This window comes from Protofrankia sp. CiP3 (assembly GCF_917627345.1).
Classification (GTDB): Bacteria; Actinomycetota; Actinomycetes; order Frankiales; family Frankiaceae; genus Protofrankia.
Map to the genome: position 1 here is coordinate 34610 of NZ_CAKJTM010000006.1, position 17816 is coordinate 52425.

Genomic DNA, 17816 nt, shown 5'->3' on the forward strand with positions numbered 1-17816 from the left:
GTCAACGGAGCCGCCGACATCGCTGTGGATGGCGCACAAGGCCGACCAAGCGCGAACGGATACTGAATCGGCCCCCCACGGCGGGCGAAATGCTCGGCAGCGTAGTACCTCGCCCGCCGGTGAGGTCAGTACGTCCCTCAGCAGGGCGCTACGCCGGCCGCAACAGGGACGGGCCAGCCGGGGGCTAGGCGTCGGCGGGAGGGACAAGGCGGGACTGGGCGACGACGTCGCCGAAGTCGCGGACGGCGGGCAGTTCTGGCCATCGGCTGGTCATATGCCGCAGCATGTCCCCGACTCTTTGGAGTGCGCCGCGGGTTGGGGTGGCGCCGAGGACGAGCAGGGCCTCTCGGGCGGCTGCGGCGGCTTGTTCCGGGTCGGGGCGGGCTCGGTTGAGAAAAGTCATGCCGACGGCGGTCCAGTTGCCGCTGATCTGGACGTAGTTGTCGGGTCCGCTGGCGAGTTCGAGGTCCAGCCCGGTTCGGGCGTGGCTTTCGGCTTTCTCGCCTTGGCCGAGGTGGGAGAGTGTGATGGCGAGGAAGGCATGCGCGAACGCATCGTCGCCGGGATTCGGGCCTGGCATGTCCCCGCCGTCCCAGACGTGGTCTTGCATCCGCCCGAGCGCTGCATGAGCGTCTTCTGATCGGCCTGCGAGGGCGGCAGCGCGGGCTTCGCAGCCGGCGAGGATCGGCAGGCTGAAGGGGTGGGCTTGCTGACCGGCCTCGTGGGCGATGTCGGCTGCGGTGTCGTAGGCGCCGTTGAAGTAGGCGACGGTGGATCGCATCGCCGCGGCTGATCCGGCTAGGAGGCGGTCGCCGGTGTCGGTAGCGTGCTGGCCGGCGAGGGCGAGGAACTCCCGGGCCGCCTGGTCATTGCCGGTATCGAATCCAAGGGTACCCAGGTAGAACGTCTGCCAGCCGGCGATCCAGGTCAGCCGGTGCCGGACATTGGCGGAGACACGAGTGTCGAGGATCTGCTCGGTGCGCAGCCAGGCCGGTTCGAGTCTTTGCGCGAGTTCGACGTGGGGTGTGGTGCGGTAGGTCCGGGCGATGTGGTGTATCTCGGCCTCATACCGATCGAGGTTGGCGGGGCGTGGGTCGGCGGCGGCGATGCGCTCGGCGAGAGCGGCGGCGACGGTCGCCGAGCTGAGCACCAGCCCGCTGCGTAGAGCATCACGTCGTCTCGTGGGACCCACCTCCCCGTCCGTTTCCACTGTCGCTGCCTGTTCGGGGGCACGTCCAGTCGCACCGGCGCGGGTGGCCGGTGGCGGGGCCCCGATCCCGATCGCGTGGTCCTCGATGGAGGCGTCCTGCCAGAGTGTCAGGAGTTCGCCGTCCGCGCCGAGGGCGCGGTCGAGGTGCTCGACCGTTTCTCGGGTGGGTAGCAGGTGTTCCTTGCCTGACTGGTGGCCGCGTACCGCGGCGGTGGCGGTCGCCCGGTCGAACGTGCGCCATCCGCTCGCGCTCATCGTCCGCGCCAGCGCGGAAAAGCTGAGACTGCGTCGTTTCCGGTAGTCCTCGGCGCGGGCGATGTAACGGGCGCGAGCGGACCGCGGCTGCTGGGGACCATTCCGCACGAAGCTCCACCTCCTGCCGGGCCATGCACGCGGCTGTGTGCCGCACGCACCGCACGGACGCGTGCCCGCGGCACGAACGCCGCGTGCGGCACACAGTCTGTTCCGCGCCTGCGGCGGAGTGTTCCATGACTGCCACGCAGCGGGAATAGGTCGGCTCGGTTTCCTTCCGACTCGGCCGCGACTTCTCCCGCCGCCGCGCAGCCTGCCCCGCTGCTGACGAGGTCCGGCGGGGCAGGCGGCCTTCCTGTCCCACCTCACCAAGGGGACGCGTGGGCCCCTCAAGGAGCGCGACAAGGAAAAGCGCGACAAGGAAATGGGGAAGGCGATGGTTCTGGTGCGGCCGTTTCCCGATGCCCTGCACGTCTGTACGTACGACGTGCGAGGCAGATACGTGGACAGCGGAATGATCAAACCGGCTCGGATGAGCGGTATCGTCGAGCACACTCACCAGTTGCTGGCCGGTCTCGTCCGGGAGCATCCCGAGACCAGGATCGCGATCACGCAGACCGGCGGAAGGCTGTCGGCCGCCGCGTGTCCGGTACGGCCGTTACAGATTCCCGACGGGCCGATAGTCCAGTGGCGATCCGTTGCGACGGGCTTCCCGCAGTATCTGCGTCGCGAGGCGACCGGCGGCAAGGACCCGGCGCTGGTCCAGCTGTACTACGAGGAGCGGATCGACGACCCGGCGAACCCGGTGTGGCTGGCGCTCGCCGAGCAGTACACGGCGGCGGTGCGCGCGGCCGGGACGGCGCATCTGCTGGTGCAGGGGCTCAATCCGCTCGTCGCCGTGCTGAAGGCCGAGCGGTTCGGTGTGCTCGCCGCGGCGGGCTTGGATTGGCTGAATGTCACCGCCGTCGTGCACGACACGGCCAGCGCAGGCCGCCGGCTCGGCTACGTCGCGAGCCGGATCGACCAGACCGGCCTGACACTGAAACTGATCGCCGTGTCGGGGATGATCCGCCAAGGGCTGATCGACGCCGGTGTCCCCGCCGGGACGGTCACCACGGTTCTCAACGGTTTGGACGCCGACGAGTTCGGGCGGCGCATCGACGGCGCCCGCGGGGTGTTCCCGCGGGTCGCGGCTCGCAACTGCGTCCCGCTGGACGGTCGGGTCGTGCTGGTGTCGGCCCGCCGGGTGCCGTGGAAGGGCCACCAGGACGTCATCGAGGCCGCCGGCATCCTGCGAAACCAGGGCCGGGCGGGCGGCATCCGTGTGGTGATCAACGGTGCGGGGATGTCAGACAGCCGCTGGCCCTCCTACGACCACGACCTCGCCGCGCAGATCAACCGGCGTGGGCTGAACGGGACGGTGGTGCTGCTCGACGAGCTGGACCCCACCGAGGTCGCGTCCTGCTACACCGCCGCCGACGTCGCTGTGCTCGCCTCACGGGAGCCTGAGCCGTTCGGCTATGCCAACATCGAGGCGATGCTGGCCGGCGTGCCGGTCATCACGACGAATCACGGCGGGCCGGCCGAGTACATCGAGGACGGGGTGTCTGGGCTGTTGGTGCCGCCCAGTCAGCCAGCCGCGATCGCGCAGGCGCTGGACCGGCTCCTGCACGACAGCGCCCTGCACGGCGGGCTGGCCTCCGCGGGGCGGGCCGCGGCACGGCGTCTGAACTTGCGCGCGATGGCCGACGCCTACATGGATCTGATCACCCGACAGGCTCCGGCCGATACCTTCGCCGGGGCGGGTTCGCGATGACGTTCGTTCTGGGAGTGAACGCCGGAACCGGGACCTACCACGATCCGAGCGCCTGCCTGACCGACGGCGACGGCGCCGTTCTCGCCTTCGTGGAGGAGGAACGGCTCACCCGGACCCGGCACGCCCGCGGTGTGCGGATGCCCTCGCTGTCGGTCCGCCGATGCCTGAACCTGGCCGCCGTTACCGCCGGGGACATCGATGTGGTCGCCGTCGGCTGGGACGAGCCGCGGATGAGCAGCCGCGCCGGGCAGCCCTGGCGGTTCGACAGCCCCCGCGTGTTCTTGACCGCACTCGGGTTCCGCGGGCCTCGCTGGCCGGATCTGCACTTCGTGCCGCATCACCGCGCGCACGCGGCATCGGCGTTTCATGCCAGCGGGTACGACCGGGCTGCCGTCCTCGTGCTCGACGGCAACGGCGAAGACGAAAACACCTCGATCTACCGGGCGCGGCGCGGAGGCCCGCTCGTCCGGGTGGAGTCCTGGCCGCAGGTCTACAGCGTCGGGCACATGTACGAGGCGGTGAGCGCGTGGCTGGGCCTGGGGCGTCACGGCGCCGGGCGGACGATGGGGCTGGCGGCCTACGACGCCGGCAACGTACCGATCGATCCCGGCTGGCTCGTCCCCGACGGCGACCGGCTGGTCTGCGTGCTGGGCAGCGACCCGGGCCAGGACTACGACGTGCTCAAGGGCCGCTGGCACGAGCGGGTCGTCGCGTTCGCCGGCATGGACCGGCCAACCGAGCCTCCCGCATCCCTCGACGCCGACCCGGTGGCCGTCCGCGTCGCCGGTGCCGCCCAACTCACCGTCCAGACGGTCGTGCGCTGGCTCGCCGAACGCGCTCGTTCGCTGACGGGAATCGACGAGCTGTGTATAGCCGGAGGCGTAGGGCTCAACTGCGCCGTCAACGGCCGGCTACCCGGCCTGCTCTATGTCCCGCCGGTTCCCCACGACGCAGGCGTCGCGCTGGGCGCTGCATGGTCACTGACACCACCCACGCGTCCGGCGATCTTCTCCGCATACACTGGCGGCTATCCCGAAAAACGTCCGGATGGCCTCACCGGCGTGATCGTGCGCGACGTCGATGTCGACAGCGTCGCGGGCCTTCTGCTCGATGGCCGGGTTGTCGGTGTGTGCCGCGGACGAAGCGAGGCCGGGCCGCGGGCGCTGTGCCACCGATCGTTCCTCGCCAGCCCGGTCTCGGCGCGGATGCGGCAGCGGATGAACGTGCTCAAACGCCGGGAGCTGTGGCGGCCGTTCGGTCCGGTCACCAACGCCGACCCTGGCCTCTGGTGGTCGTCCGTGGGACACCTGGACCGCTACATGGTCGGCGCAGCCCGGCTCACCGAGCTGGGAGCCGCCGAGCTGCCTGCGATCGCCCACGTCGACGGCACCACCCGCCCGCAGCGCCTTCGCGACGCCGACGAACCGTTCGTCGCCGCCGTGCTCGACGAGATCGCCTGCCGAGGGCACCCGCCGGTTCTGCTGAACACATCCTTCAACGGGCCCGGTGAGCCACTGGTCGACTCCGCAGCCGAAGCACTGGACTGCGCCCGTCGTCTCGGCGCTGACGCGGTGGTCACCGACACCGCGCTTCTGCTTCTCGACTCGGTGAAGACCAGCCGACGATGACGTTGCGGACACGCCCCTCGGCCCGCTACCAGCGGGTTGGCGACGGCGAACACAGCGAGGTGTTCCGCCGACCGGGCAGCCGGTGGTGCATCCAGCTGTTCACCGTCGACTGCCCCGAGCTGACCGTTTCCAAGGTCAGCGACGAATACCACTATCTGAGACAGGTGTACGCGGCCCTGCCCGAACTCCTTCCCACACAGCGCCTGTTCGTTCCCCACCCAGCTGCCCACATCTCCGAAACCCTGCTGGTCAAGCAATGGGTGGACGTCGACACGACCCGGCCACTCAACCGCACCCGCCCCACAGACCTGCCACCGGCCGGCGTTGACGATCTGCTTCAGTTCATCCGCATCACCCGCGGGCTCCTCGACCGGGCCGTCAGCGAGCCCACGCTGCTCCCCGACATCATCGACACCCGCTTCCAGAACCTCGCCGTCAACACCGGCGGACGGCTCCGGCTCCTCGACACCAACCGCCTGATCAACACGGTGGCGTTGCGGACGCTGCCCCCCGGCCAGACCCTCGACCCCGACCGGCGCCCCATCCACGCCCGCCTGCTGCGCCGCCTGATGTACCTCCAGGCACACTTCGCCGGCGCCACCCGACGCAACCTCGCCGACGACCCGGTCTACCGGCGATACCTCAGCCCGGCTGCCTTACACCGGCTGTTCGACGAGAGCACCGCGGACGGGGAACCGATATGACCATCCGACGCCACCGCTACACCCCTGCCGACCGCCAGCGCCTGCACCGCGAGCCAGACGCCGGCCGACCGGGCGCGCCATTCGTCCTCGACCACTCCCGGGTTGTGCACTCGGTGGCGTTACGTGCCCTGGCGGGCAAGCCGCAAGCCCTCGACGTCGAGGAAGGCCGCAGCGCGCGTACCCGCCTGTCTCACTCCCTCGAAGTCGCCCGCATCGCCCGCGCGATCGGCAGCCCGCTCAGGGCCGACTCCTGGCTGCTGGAGACCGCCGGTCTCGCCCACGATCTCGGGCATCCCCCGTTCGGACACAACGGCGAGACCGCGCTCGACGAGATCGCTCGGCCCGTCGGCGGCTTCAACGCCAACGCGCAGACGCTGCGGATCCTCACCCGCCTCGAACCCGGAGCCCCAACTGCACCCGCCGGGCTGAACCTCACCCGCGCGACCCTCGACGCGACCTGCAAGTACCCCTGGCCACGCCGCCCCGGCGACCACCACTTCGGCGTCTACGACGACGACCTGCCCGTCCTCGCCTGGATTCGGGACCACCACACCGAACGGGCCGTCAGCTTCGAGGCGCAGATCGTCGACTGGGCCGACGACGTCGCCAATGCCGTCGCCGACCTCGACGACGGCATCCGGGCACGGCTCCTACATCCCAACCTGCTCGCCGACCGCGGCGAACGCGCCGCCCTCGCCCGCCTCGCCGCCGACCGCATCACAAGCCAGCCGGCCGCCGACGTCGAAACCGCCGCGTCCGAACTGGCGCGCCGCCCGGCAATAACGGGTCTTCTCCGCGACGGCTACGACGGCAGCTCCGACGCCGAGGCCACACTGCGCCACCTGACCGAATCGCTCACTGAGCACTACATAACCGAAACCGTGACTCAGGACCGGTCGCAATCCGGTCGCCGCAGCCGACACCGGCGACGCCTCGCCATCCCGGCGCAAGCCCACGCGGAGGTCGCCTGGCTACGAGCCCTCACCCTGCACCACATCCTGCGAGCATCCGCACGCCGCGACCGCCGACACCAACAGCGACAGACACTCCTCGAGCTCGCCGACGCGCTGCTCGCAGCCGCCCCGCACGCCCTCGACCCGCCGTCCGCACACGCCTGGGCGACGGCCGACGATGACCCTGCCCGCCTCCGGATCGTCGTCGACCACATCGCCGGGCTCACCGACGCCGGCGCCCGCGCCCGCCACCGCACTCTGCTCGCACGCCCATCCGGACACGGCCCATGAACCTTTCCACCGAATGAGGAAGCAGCCTGACACGCCCGACCGACCAACCGAAAACGCAATGCCACCCGCTACGGACTCTGCGACACTGTCGCCCGACTCACCGACGAGCACAAAGGATCTTCATGCTGCGCATCGCCGTTCCGAACAAGGGCTCTCTCTCCACTCCGGCGACGACGATGCTCCACGCGGCCGGCTACCCGACCCGCACCGACACCAAGGAACTCGTCGTTGTCGACAAGCACAACCAGATCGAGTTCTTCTACCTGCGGCCCCGCGACATCGCCGTCTACGTCGGTTCCGGGCGCCTCGACGTCGGGATCACCGGACGCGACCTGCTCATCGACTCCGCCGCAGCAGCCGAGGAAATCCTGCCCCTCGGCTTCGCACGGTCGACCTTCTACTTCGCCGGCACACCCGGCGCAGGCACATCAGTCAGCGACCTCGCCGGCACCTCGATCGCCACCTCCTACCCCGGGATCGTCGCCAAGTACCTCGCCGAACACGGCGTACAGCCCGGACAGATCGTCCGTCTCGACGGCGCCGTCGAAACGTCACTGCGACTCGGGGTCGCCAACGTCATCGCCGACGTCGTTGAAACCGGCACGACGCTCGCCCGCCTCGGCCTCACGACCATCGGCGAGCCGATCATGACTTCCGAAGCGGTCGTCATCCGCCCCCACGCCCCCAAGCCAGACGCCGACAAGGCAACCCGGCGGTTCGTCCGCAGGCTGCGCAGCGTCCAGGTAGCTCGCGACTTCGTCATGATCGACTATGACATCCCCGCAGCGGTCCTCGACCAGGCGGTAGCGATCACGCCGGGGCTGGAATCGCCCACCGTCGCACCCCTGCACCGCGAAGGCTGGCTCGCCGTACGCGCCCTGGTCCCCACCGATCAGACCCAGCCCGTCATGGACGCGCTCGAAGCCATCGGCGCCCGCGCCATCCTCGCAACCCCGATCCGCGCGTTCCGCCACTGACGCCACCGAACCGACCGCGTCGCCAACCGACAGCCACAGCGCCACGCGTAGTTGAGAGATAACCGATATCAGACGGCGTGGACGTGCCTGGCGCCCTGTTGGGACACACTCTCGCGGGCGCCGATCCGTGCAGCCCCCTCGCTCAGCTCCTCGCCGAGGATCTCGACGTCCGTCTCGCCCTTGAGACACGAAGCCTCATCGAGGACACCCAAGATCCTGAGAACACGGCGGAGACCGACCGGCACGACGACGACCCCGGCCCACACGGACAGGCACCGAGCCTCACCGGCCGCATGCCCCAGCAGCGGCCCTACGGCCCGCTTCCCATCGAAAAAAATCCACCCCGGTCGACCGAGGCCAACCGGGGTTCGAACATGGCAACTCTGGTGGAGGTGAGGGGACTCGAACCCCTGGCCTCCTCCGTGCGAGGGAGGCGCTCTACCAGGCTGAGCTACACCCCCTGGAGCTCCTGCAGCTTACCGCAGACCTGGACGGGCGTGACGAGCAGGCCCAGCCACACTCCATGCGATCTCCATAAGATCATGATCTCGTGCGGCGCTGGGAGATATCGGCGCAGGAGCAGCCGCGCATCAGTCGAATCGAGCCGGGATCAGCCGCGGCTCACCCACCCTCGCGCGGGGCAGCCGCGCAACAGCCAGGCCGACATCAACGCCAACACCGGCAGCCGCGTCCGCCTCGGCCATCAGCCGGGCGAACAGCTTCGCGGCCTCCCCCGGCCGCAGCAGACCGGCCTCGTGACCACGCCAGCCGCGTTCCCGACCGCCGTCGAAGACGACCTGGTGATCGGGAACATCCTCACGCTCGAAGAACAAACGAGCACGGCCGAAAACAGCCCCGCCGTCGGGGGCAGCGCCGGGGCGCGCCGGACCGCTGTCGATGACGTCACCATCGCTGTCCGCATCCAATGCGGAACAGATCCGCTTCTCAAACGCCCGTCCCCCCCAGGACGAATAATCAGCTGGATGATTCATCCAGAGCGACAGCCCCTCCTCCGGGGTCCATGTCGGGTCCCAGTACGGGAACTGCCACATCGCGCGACCGGGACGAAACACGGACAGCGTCATCCGCACGCCGCGACAGCGCAGATGGAAGCCGAACCCGTCCGGACGCAGCCCGCGCAGTTCCACCGGCACCCCGCAGCTGGCTGGGCAGAGCCGAAAGCCAGCGGCCCGCAAGTGCGCGGTCCACTCGTCGAACGTCCACTCGTCGAACGTCCACTCCCAGCCAGCCAGATCGCCGGAGATCCCGGCACACTGACCACTAAGGTCATAACTCATTGTGACGCCCCTTTGCGTTCACATCGGCAATGACTGGCGGATGCCATCCGAATGGCAAACAAATAACAAACAGATGACGAATTAAGAAACAAAAAAGAGAAAAATAAACGATGCCAGCCGGGACGGCCCCACGGCGACCACGGATCACATGCCCGAGTGAGCCTCAGGCGAGCATCTGGGGACGCATCGCCCACATGCCGTTTGATCTACACAAGCCAGCCGGAAGCAACCGGGCCTCTCCGACGATGACCCCTCGCGCGCGACCGAATGAACAGGCCAGGGACGCCGGACGGTAGTGCGGACGTCAGCGCACGCGAGGGCACCGACAACAGGCCCCCGCGCGGACGCACGTCACAGCCCCGGGGAACAGCCGGAAGCATGTGGTGATGTTGACGTGACGCTGGTGGCGGACGCACGTCACAGCCCCGGAGAACAGCCCGGAGATACGCGGCGCGCGGATGGTCACGCACCCATTATGCACAGGCTGTACGTGCCGCTGTCGAGACGGCCAACAGGCCACGCACAACTGCGACCATCGCCCGCCGCAGGGCTGCCGGAGGTCCCGGACCAAGCGCCGGGGTGCCCAAGCGGGGCCGCCAACGGGCTGTTCCGAGTCAGCCGAAAGTGGACACTTCGATGATGGGCAGGCCCGCGTTTCTGGCCTTGTCCACCAGATCGTCGGTCACCGACGCGCGGTGCGAAACGACCGGACGCAATACCAGCGCGACGATGCCCTCGGCGGGTGTTCGCCGCAGCTGTACGGCGCGCGCGAGCAGGCGGGTGTTCGTGCGGTGGTACACCGTGTCGTCCTCGACCTCACCGAGGATCTCCAGCTCACACGGCTTCAACGAGCCGATCAGCTGGTCGTACCGGGCGCACCAGAAAGATCCACGGCCATGGACCGACGTCCGCCGAAACGTGTCGACATCAAACGGCAGCACCACCCGCACGCCAAGCCCTGCCGACCGCGCGGCGGCCAACACCACCAGGTCAGCTCCGGAGGCAGCCGCGCCGATCAACAGCCGTGGGCGCAGCTTCGCGAGGGCGGCCTTGGTCCGCCGTTCGACATCAGGCAGATCACGTTCGCGAAAGCGAGGCGGTTCGGTATCTCGGTTGTCGATCTGGACGCCACCAAAAACAGCGATCACCGACATCATCAGTGGCCCATCACGATGTGGATTTTGGCACACATCCATCCGCCGTACGACTGGAGCACCTTTTTCAACCGTCGATCAGGCGGGCGCCCGGCAGCCGAGTCGTCAGCTGCCGACCGCGTGCCGTCGCCACAGCTCGTCTGGTTCGTCCGGATCCTCGGTTCCCACCTCGGGCTGCTGCGAGTCGGCCGTCGGCGCCGGCCCCGCGGTCAGCCCACCGTGCGCCCCCGGCGGATTGACCTGCACCCGCCCCGGCTTGGAGGAGTTCGGCCGAGCCCCCGCCGCCCGGCCCGCCGAACGCCCGCCGCCGGTGGACCCGGCCTCCTGGCTGGAATCCCACTCGGCATCGGCCCAGCCCGCGTCCTCGTTCCCGTCGGCCTCGAATCCAGCGTCGACGGTCGCGGCGTGGGAGTAACCGAAGTAAGCGGCGTCCGCGGAGTCGCCAGCGGCACCAGCCACGGTCCGCGCGGCCCCCTCGATGTCTCCCCCGACGCCCTCCTCGGTGGCCATCGCGCTGCCGACGAGCCCGTCGACCGGACGGACATCCCCGCCGACGCCAACGCCAACGCCGCCGCCCTGATTGCCGACGACCGCGCCTTCGACGACACGCGATTGCCGGCTGACGCCGGCTGCCCCGGCGCGTGCCGCGGCAGCCGCCGCGATCTGGGTGAGGTCGACCGTCTCCGCGGCGGCAGTCATCAGATCATCGCTGATATCGGCGTCGCGATGGACCGCGACGGGGTCGGAGAGCCGGAACGGTTCGCTGCCGGCCGCCCATGGCCCGGCCGCGCTGCCGGTGGCACTGGGGCGAGCGGTCTGACGGCCGTAGCGGGCAGCCCGCTCCGCCGCGATCCGGCGGTCCAGCGCCAGGCGGGAGGCTCGCAGGCGTTGGTCCGCTCGGGCGGTCCGGCGCAGGTGGACTACGTAGCCGACGAACGCGACATCCGCCAGGAGCTGAGGAAAGATCCATAGACCACGCAACAACCCGGTGAGCAACGCGGTCATCAGTACCGCGACAAAAATGATCAACAATCGCCGGCGGCGGAGCCGAACCAGCGCCAGCCGCTGCGCGTCGGCCTTCCGCCGCGACGCGGGCGTTGCATACCGTCCGGTTCCAGCGCCCTTTCCAGCCGGACCGCGACCAGGCATAGCGTGACCGGATGCGCTGGCGCCAGGGGGATGGCTCTCCGCCGGGAAAACGGGACGCGCGGGTCGGGAAGCCGGGTCGGCACCCTGCCGGGAAGCGCCTGGCCGCATCGCGGACCCCCTGCCCGACCACGGCACCCCCCGCAACGCGAGGACTCGCATGGCCATCGTGAAACGTTCAGCTGAGCGCTGTTCCAGCGTGTTGTCATGGTGCCTCAACCACATGGGGATTAGCACGAAACCCCAGACCGCGACGATCGCGAGCCAGATGAGCGCGCTCATGGCCGCGGATGTGGAAGGCGGCGCCATGCCGCGAACCCGCAACAGCCCGCACGCGGCTCGGACGCCGCAGACTGCCGCGCAGGCCAGCTGACCATGGACGGTGGCCTTCCTGCCGACTCGGATATCGATGATGACGCCGGCCGGCTCGGACCTCGCAGCCAGCCATGCCGAAATGCGGTGAGGCCCAAGCGACGCGATCATGAAAAGTCTCACGCAGCCAGCGGTGTTAAGGAACGTTAGTGAGGGAATACCGTCTGGTCACCGACCTGAAGCCCGCGTGTCGCACTATCGCGATGCGTACCACGTTTACATTCGGCAACATCGCAGTCACCGTAAGACAGCAGTAAGGCCAGTCACCTTTATGACGGCTCGCCCCCACAGCACAAAAGGATCTTAATGGACCGACAAACCGTGACAACCTCATCCTCCAGGTGGTCACCATCACACGCAACAGCACGCAAGAGCAATCGTGTGACTACCTGAAGTCAAGAAACGATATCCGACTGGTTACTCTCAGCTCTGTGACGCGCGGATGCCACGCCAGCGATTCAGTAACCCTTCTGGGGCGTCCTCCACAGTGACGGCATAGCTGATGTGGTCCCGGTAAGCTCCCCCGATCGCCAGATAGCGCCGGTGGAACCCCTCCTCTCGGAAGCCGAGCTTTTCCACCACCCGGCGGCTGGCCGTGTTCTCGGGGCGGACGTGCGCCTCCACCCGGTGCAGTGCCGCCGCGGCGAAACAGTGGTCCACCACCAGCGCCACCGCGGTCGGGGTGATACCGCGCCCGGCATACCCGCGGTCAACCCAGTAGCCGACATGCCCGCTGTTCAGCGCACCACGAACAATCGTGGAGACGGTGACCTGCCCCACCAGCCGCCCCTGAAACGTCATCGCGAACGGCAGCGCCGTGCCAAGACGCGCCTGTTGACGCAGCCGCCGCACCATCCGGTTGTAGACCCCTATGGTCTGGCGCTGCGCCCACGCGTCCGCCGTGACAGGCATCATCGCCGGGGTCGCCTCCCACGGCACGAGCCAGTCACCGTTACGCACCCGGATATCGACCCAGGTAACAGCCTCACGCAACCGCAGCGGACGTACCCCGACCGCTCCGTCAGCCAGACTTGCCGGCCACCCGGGTGCCCTCATCCCGCCCCTCCCGGCTCCCGGTCCGCGGCGCCCGGATCGGCGTAAAAATGATCACCACCGCCGCGTATCTGGGCTATGGCATGCCCGACGACCCCAGCCAGCACGTCCACGCCGTCCGCGACACCGCCCGCCGAGCCCGGCAGGTTCACCACCAGCGTGTCGCCCCGGACACCGACGATGCCGCGGGAAAGAACCGCGGTCGGGATCTTCGCCCGCCCGGCGTCGCGCAGTGCGGCGGCGAGCCCGGGCACTTCTCGGTCGATCACCTGCCGGGTCGCCTCCGGTGTGACGTCCCTGGGCGCGAGGCCGGTACCACCGGTGGTGACAATCAGGTGGATGTCCGCCGCGACGGCCGCCTCCAGCGCGGTCACGATCGCCGACCGGTCGTCGGGGACGACGACCACGTCGTCGACGGAAAAACCGATCAGGCGGAGCGCCCTGGCGGCTGACGGACCGGAACGGTCAACGTAACTGCCCGCGTACACCCGATCAGAAATGGTAATCACCCGGGCACGGCTGCCCGCCGGCACCCCCGACGCGTGGCTCATCGGATGACGCCGTCCGGCCCATCCGCATCCGGGGAACGGTGCCAGTCACCAGAACGCCCGCCGGTCTTGGCCAGCAGCCGGATGCCGGTGAGCGTCGCGGCCGGATCAACCGCCTTGACCATGTCGTGCAGGGCGAGCCCAGCCACCGCGACCGCGGTCAACGCCTCCATCTCCACGCCGGTGCGGTCCGTCGTCCGGGTGGTTGCGGTGATCTCGACACCATGATCATAAACGGTCAGCTCAACCTGGACCCCTGACAGCGCGATCGGATGACACAGCGGGATGAGCTCAGGTGTGCGCTTGGCACCCATGATGCCGGCCAGCCGGGCGACAGCGAGCGCGTCTCCCTTGGGCACACCGGCGCCACGAAGCAGGCCGACGACGGCCGGCGCGACCCGCAGGCACCCCTGGGCGACAGCCGTCCGCGCTGTCACCTCCTTGGCCGAGACGTCGACCATGCGTGCGGCACCGGCGGCATCCACATGGGTCAGCCCCGGCTCGCTCACGCCCGCGCCCGCGGCTGGACCGGGCCCACGACCGCCCGGTCACCACCGCGCTCCGGATCGCCGGGCTCCGGGTCACTGAACTCCGGATCACCGAACTCCGGCAGGTCACCGCCGAGATACAGCGCTGTCAGCTCCGTCCCCGCGGGCACGTCGGCGCTGTCCTCCGGGACGATCAGCAACGCGTCCGCGACCGCCAGGGCCGACATCTGATGCGAGCCCTGAACGCCCACCACGTGGGCGACCGGCGGCCGTCCGGCATCAGACGCGGCCAACCGGGCCCGCAGATAGGAGCGTCTGCCGCGGGGCGAGCGCAGCTCGTGGGCGGTGGTGACCACCAGCGTCGGGCGCCGCACGGACGCAAGTCCCCGCAGCCGCAGCAAGGCGGGCCGGACGAACAGCTCGAACGACACCAGCGCGCTGACCGGGTTGCCCGGCAACGTGAACACCGGCACCCCGTCGATCACGCCGAACCCCTGCGGCATCCCGGGCCGCATGGCCACCGACTCGAAACGGACCTTCCCCGGCCCAGCGAGAACCTGTTTCACCACGTCGAAGGCGCCCACGCTCACCCCGCCAGTAGTGATCACCACATCGGTCCCGGCCAGGATGTCGGCGAAGACCGCGGCGAACGCGGCCGGGGAGTCCGGGACACCGGCAAGCCGCCGTACGTCCGCGCCCGCCTCGCGCGCCGCCGCCGCCACCGCGTGGCTGTTCGAGTCGACGATCTGCCCCGGGCCGAGGGGCTCCCCCACTTCGACCAGCTCGCTGCCGGTCGACAGCACCGCGGCTCGGGGACGGGGATGCACAACCGGCGTCGCCACGTTGAGCGCGGCCAGCAGGCCGAGCTGGGCCGCGCCGAGCAGCCGCCCGGCGGGCAGGACCAGATCGCCCACGGCCACGTCCTCGCCAGCGCGGCGGATGTGCTGACCGGGTACGGGCGCACGCGTCACGGTCACCCGGTCCATCCGGCCGTCGGTCCACTCAAGCTGGACGACGGTGTCGGCGCCGGGCGGCAGCGGCGCGCCTGTCATGATCCGCGCCGCGGTGCCGCGCGCCACCGGCGACGGTGTGCCCGCCGCCGCCGGGATATCCCCGGTGACCGGCAGGGTGACCGGCCGATCGGGGCTGGCGCCGACGACGTCCGCGGCGTGCACGGCGTATCCGTCCATGGCCGAGTTGTCGAACCCGGGCAGGGCGGAAGCCGCGTGCAGGCCCGCCGCGAGCACGCAGCCGTGGGCGGACCGCAGCGGCAACGGCCGTGGTGGCAGCGGGACGATCGCGTCGAGGATGCCGGCGACATGCTCGTCCACCGATTTCATCACCGAGCAGGCTCAGCCTTGGGCCCCCCGGAAGAGACGTACTCCTCCAACCACGGGTACAGCTCCGCGCCGATGTCCGACCGCTCACAGGCGAGCCTGATCACGGCCTTGAGATAGTCCACCCGGTCGCCGGTGTCATACCGACGCCCGGTGAAGACCACTCCGTGGACGGGCTCACCAGCATCGTCACCGAGCGTCGCGAGCGTCCGCAGTGCGTCGGTGAGCTGGATCTCGTTCCCGCGGCCGGGTGGTGTCTCCCGCAGCACGGCAAAGATCGACGGCGACAGGATGTACCGGCCGATGATCGCGAGATTGCTGGGCGCCTCGGCGACCGGCGGCTTCTCCACCAGGTCCCGGATGCGGACCGTCTGGTAACCGGCGGCCGGCGCATCCCCGGCGGGGGTTGTGACGGGCGCCGGGTCAACCGTCGCGACCCCGTACAGGGAGACAAGATCCTCAGGTACCTCCATCAGGGCCACGACGCTTCCCCCGAAACGCTGCCGCACCGCGAGCATCTCCACCAGCAGCGGGTCACGCTCGTCGATCAGGTCGTCGCCGAGCAGCACGGCGAACGGCTCGTGACCGACGTGCGCGGCCGCGCACAGCACCGCGTGCCCGAGCCCGCGCGGCGCCTGCTGCCGGACGGAGTGCACCTCGGCGAATCCGGCGGACGCGCGGACCCTGTCCAGGCGGGCCGTGTCGCCCTTGCGTTCCAGGGCGGCCTCCAGCTCGGCCTCCCGGTCGAAATGATCCTCTATCGCCTTCTTGGTGCGGCTCGTAACAAGCAGGACGTCTCGCAGACCAGCACGCGACGCCTCCTCCACCACATACTCGATGGCCGGCCGGTCGACGACCGGCAGCATCTCCTTGGGAAGGGACTTGGTCGCGGGCAGGAACCGGGTGCCCAGCCCCGCAGCCGGAATCACCGCCTTCGTTACTGACATGGCGAAACCATAACCGCATGCCGGGCGGAGGGTCACCGCGGCGCGGTCGCGCCGGGTGGGCACAAGGCCTCCCGGTTCCCCCACCCACCACCGCCGGGGGTACGGATCGTGACGACCGCGCCGGCAGCCAGCTCAAGGCTCGTCTTGGGCGCCAGCGCGACACCGTCCACCTCGTTACGGCCCATCCCGCCCGGCCCACCGCCAGCGGCGCCCGGTGGCGCATGCCGACGGCGATCGGTGAGCAGCGACAGGGTCGCCGGTTCCAGCACCCGGATCGACCGCACCAGCCCAGCGCCACCGGGGTGCAGCCCCGGCCCGGATGTGGCCGGGTCCAGCTCGTAGCGTTCGACCCGCATCGGGTACTCCAGCTCCAGCGCCTCGATCGGAGTGTTCAGAGTGTTGGTCATCCCGACGTGCACACCGGACGGCCCCGGTCCGCGTGAGGACGCGCCCTGGCCGCCGCCCAACGTCTCGTAGTACGTCCACCCACGCCCACCGATGACCACATTGTTCATCGTGCCCTGGCCCTGCGCGGGCAGGCCCGCGGGCGAGCCCGCCGTTGCCGGCTGGGCTGCGACGGCCTGGGCGAGAGCCGTGAGCACCGTGTCCGCGATCCGCTGGGAGGTCTCGACGTTGCCGGCGACCACCGCCGACGGCCGGCGCGCGTCCACCAGCGACCCGGGCTCGGTCAGCACCGTGAGCGGCGCGTAGGTGCCGTCGTTGGCCGGGACGTCGTCGGGCAGCAGCACCCGCAACGCGAAACAGCAGGCCGATCGGGTGACCGCGCGCGGGCAGTTCACGTTGCCGGGTACCGCCGCCGCCGTTCCCGCGAAGTCGACGGTCAGCGCGTCCCCCTCGATCGTCACGGTCACCCGGATCGGGATGTCGTCGTCCCCCGCGCCGTCACCCTCGACCTCGCCGACAGCGGTGTACCGGCCGGCCGGCAGGCTCGCGATCACTGCTCGGCTCCGCCGTTCGCCATAGGCCAGCACCTCGGCGAAAGCCGCCAGCACCACGGACAGGCCCCGACGTTCGACTAGCCCGGCCAGGCGGATGCCGGCGAGCCGGTTCGCGGCGGCCTGCGCGCGCAGGTCGCCCCGCCGCAGCTCGGGGGTCCGGGAGTTCGCACAGATCAGCTCAAGGATGTCGGCCTGCCACACACCGTCGGCGACAAGCCGCACCGGTGGGATGATGAGGCCCTCCGCGTAGATCTCCCGCGAGTCGGCCGGCATCGACCCGGGCCGCATCCCGCCCACGTCCGAATGGTGCGCGCGGGTCGCGGCATAGGCGATGATCTCACCCTCCGCCGCCAGCGGCGAGACGAGGGTGATGTCGGGCAGATGGTTCCCCCCGGCGAACGGGTCGTTGAGCACCCACACGTCACCGGGCGCGGCACCGCGCTCGGACACGGCACGCACCGACTCGTACATCGCGCCGAGGTGCACCGGAACATGGGCGGCCTGGGCGACCATCCGCCCAGCCGCGTCGAACAGGGCGGCGGAGCAGTCCCGGCGTTCCTTGATGTTGGACGAGTAGGCGCTGCGGACCAGCAGGGTCCCCGTCTCCTCGGCGATACCGGCCAGCGCGCTCGCCAGCACCGACAACGTCACCGGATCCATCTCGTCCTCCGTTCGGCTCGCCG

At 69.8% G+C, this 17816-nt stretch carries 17 protein-coding genes and 1 tRNA gene; 6 read left to right on the plus strand and 12 right to left on the minus strand.

The genetic code is table 11. The annotated features are described in order from the left end of the window. Positions 1–184: 184 nt before the first annotated feature. Positions 185–1573, minus strand: a complete 1389-nt coding sequence (locus MJ797_RS03665) for an XRE family transcriptional regulator (protein WP_239331826.1) — start codon at positions 1571–1573, stop codon at positions 185–187. A 325-nt stretch (positions 1574–1898) separates the two neighbouring features. On the opposite strand from MJ797_RS03665, the gene MJ797_RS03670 reads away from it, so the two are divergent. The 5 genes from MJ797_RS03670 to hisG all read left to right on the plus strand — a co-directional run bounded on the left by MJ797_RS03670 (position 1899) and on the right by hisG (position 7831). Further along, the gene (locus MJ797_RS03670; RefSeq protein ID WP_239331828.1) at positions 1899–3278 is read left to right on the plus strand and encodes a glycosyltransferase family 4 protein; all 1380 of its coding nucleotides are present in this window, start codon (positions 1899–1901) and stop codon (positions 3276–3278) included. Then, positions 3275–4906 (plus strand): carbamoyltransferase C-terminal domain-containing protein, encoded by a 1632-nt coding sequence (locus tag MJ797_RS03675; protein WP_239331830.1) that lies wholly within the window; start codon positions 3275–3277, stop codon positions 4904–4906. The genes MJ797_RS03670 and MJ797_RS03675 overlap by 4 nt, the downstream gene beginning before the upstream one ends. Next, complete coding sequence (locus MJ797_RS03680; protein ID WP_239331832.1) at positions 4903–5610, plus strand: hypothetical protein; 708 nt, start codon at positions 4903–4905, stop codon at positions 5608–5610. Before MJ797_RS03675 ends, MJ797_RS03680 begins: the two co-directional genes overlap by 4 nt. Continuing rightward, positions 5607–6854 (plus strand): deoxyguanosinetriphosphate triphosphohydrolase, encoded by a 1248-nt coding sequence (locus MJ797_RS03685; protein WP_239331834.1) that lies wholly within the window; start codon positions 5607–5609, stop codon positions 6852–6854. Before MJ797_RS03680 ends, MJ797_RS03685 begins: the two co-directional genes overlap by 4 nt. Before the next feature lie 122 nt (positions 6855–6976). After that, the gene (gene hisG / locus MJ797_RS03690) at positions 6977–7831 is read left to right on the plus strand and encodes an ATP phosphoribosyltransferase (protein ID WP_239331836.1); all 855 of its coding nucleotides are present in this window, start codon (positions 6977–6979) and stop codon (positions 7829–7831) included. Between the two features lie 68 nt (positions 7832–7899). Here the strand turns inward: hisG and MJ797_RS03695 are convergent, their stop codons facing one another. The 5 genes from MJ797_RS03695 to MJ797_RS03715 all read right to left on the minus strand — a co-directional run bounded on the left by MJ797_RS03695 (position 7900) and on the right by MJ797_RS03715 (position 11432). Beyond that, positions 7900–8097 (minus strand): hypothetical protein, encoded by a 198-nt coding sequence (locus MJ797_RS03695; RefSeq protein ID WP_239331838.1) that lies wholly within the window; start codon positions 8095–8097, stop codon positions 7900–7902. Positions 8098–8215: 118 nt separating this feature from the next. Next, positions 8216–8292 (minus strand) — tRNA-Ala (locus tag MJ797_RS03700). 129 nt (positions 8293–8421) lie between these two features. Beyond that, positions 8422–9129, minus strand: a complete 708-nt coding sequence (locus tag MJ797_RS03705) for a hypothetical protein (RefSeq protein ID WP_239331840.1) — start codon at positions 9127–9129, stop codon at positions 8422–8424. Between the two features lie 614 nt (positions 9130–9743). After that, positions 9744–10286, minus strand: coding sequence for a hypothetical protein (locus MJ797_RS03710; RefSeq protein ID WP_239331842.1), 543 nt, complete (start codon positions 10284–10286; stop codon positions 9744–9746). Between the two features lie 102 nt (positions 10287–10388). Beyond that, complete coding sequence (locus tag MJ797_RS03715; RefSeq protein ID WP_239331844.1) at positions 10389–11432, minus strand: hypothetical protein; 1044 nt, start codon at positions 11430–11432, stop codon at positions 10389–10391. A gap of 157 nt (positions 11433–11589) precedes the next feature. Between MJ797_RS03715 and MJ797_RS03720 the strand changes: the two genes are divergently transcribed. After that, complete coding sequence (locus MJ797_RS03720; protein WP_239331846.1) at positions 11590–11802, plus strand: hypothetical protein; 213 nt, start codon at positions 11590–11592, stop codon at positions 11800–11802. A 422-nt stretch (positions 11803–12224) separates the two neighbouring features. On the opposite strand, the gene MJ797_RS03725 is transcribed toward MJ797_RS03720, so the two are convergent. Genes MJ797_RS03725 through MJ797_RS03750 form a run of 6 tightly spaced genes read right to left on the minus strand, consistent with a single transcriptional unit; the run spans position 12225 to position 17793 of the window. After that, entirely contained in the window at positions 12225–12857 is a 633-nt protein-coding gene (locus tag MJ797_RS03725; protein ID WP_239331848.1) for a GNAT family N-acetyltransferase, read from the minus strand. Continuing rightward, a complete protein-coding gene (locus MJ797_RS03730; RefSeq protein ID WP_239331850.1) occupies positions 12854–13405 on the minus strand; it encodes a molybdenum cofactor biosynthesis protein B in 552 nt (183 codons plus the stop codon). Before MJ797_RS03730 ends, MJ797_RS03725 begins: the two co-directional genes overlap by 4 nt. Further along, positions 13402–13911, minus strand: coding sequence for a cyclic pyranopterin monophosphate synthase MoaC (moaC, locus tag MJ797_RS03735; protein WP_239331852.1), 510 nt, complete (start codon positions 13909–13911; stop codon positions 13402–13404). Before moaC ends, MJ797_RS03730 begins: the two co-directional genes overlap by 4 nt. Further along, a complete protein-coding gene (gene glp / locus MJ797_RS03740) occupies positions 13908–15230 on the minus strand; it encodes a gephyrin-like molybdotransferase Glp (protein WP_239331854.1) in 1323 nt (440 codons plus the stop codon). Before glp ends, moaC begins: the two co-directional genes overlap by 4 nt. After that, positions 15230–16174 (minus strand): UTP--glucose-1-phosphate uridylyltransferase, encoded by a 945-nt coding sequence (locus tag MJ797_RS03745; RefSeq protein ID WP_239331856.1) that lies wholly within the window; start codon positions 16172–16174, stop codon positions 15230–15232. The genes glp and MJ797_RS03745 overlap by 1 nt, the downstream gene beginning before the upstream one ends. 32 nt (positions 16175–16206) lie before the next feature. Further along, entirely contained in the window at positions 16207–17793 is a 1587-nt protein-coding gene (locus MJ797_RS03750) for a hydantoinase B/oxoprolinase family protein (RefSeq protein WP_239331958.1), read from the minus strand. Between the last annotated feature and the right edge of the window lie 23 nt (positions 17794–17816).